The following is a 586-nucleotide window of genomic DNA, read 5'->3' on the forward strand; positions in this document are numbered from 1 at the left end:
CTCTCTCCACTTTCTTGTTGGTTCTGGCAGTTTTTCATAGCCCTCTTTTGCAAATCTGCCATGACTTCCGCTATGCTTGCGAATCTGCTCATTTTTCTTCACCTCGTGTTCTTCTTTGGCTTCAATCACCAGCCTGTCCCATTGCTTTCTCAACTTACTAGGTGACAATATATTCTTTTTCCAGAAGGAATGATTCTGGGACCATTCCAAGAGATACACAATTTGTTGATTTGTTTTCTTGTCTCTTTCACGAATTAAGCGAAATTCATTGGCCCACTTCTCGAAGTTCGGTTCTTTATGTTCTGAATTGGTTTCTAAAATTAACTGAAATAACAATTTGGCATGCTCCATGTCGCAAGTTTCAAACTTGTGACAAGAAGTCTTTTTATTTGTAGTAATCTCTGTAGTATTCTTTGTATTTGTCCCACATTTCAATGTGGGAGCCTCCTCCGTTTTAATGTGGGAGCCTCTCTCATTAGAATGTGGGGGGGTGTCACTTTCTGATGTGATAGGTTCTTGATATAAAATAGAAATTTTTTCGATGTTCTTCACAATTGGTTCCACATACATAACGTTGTTATGCCTC

The 586-nt window shown here is 38.7% G+C and carries 1 pseudogene; it reads right to left on the minus strand.

From position 1 onward, the window contains the following. A pseudogene (locus tag ACQGS6_RS29475) lies at positions 1 to 586 on the minus strand (DNA replication protein DnaD); the annotation flags it as partial.

The sequence above is a fragment of the Bacillus sp. GMs2/2 genome (genome assembly GCF_050172095.1).
GTDB classification, from domain to species: Bacteria; Bacillota; Bacilli; order Bacillales; family Bacillaceae_G; genus Bacillus_A; species Bacillus_A cereus.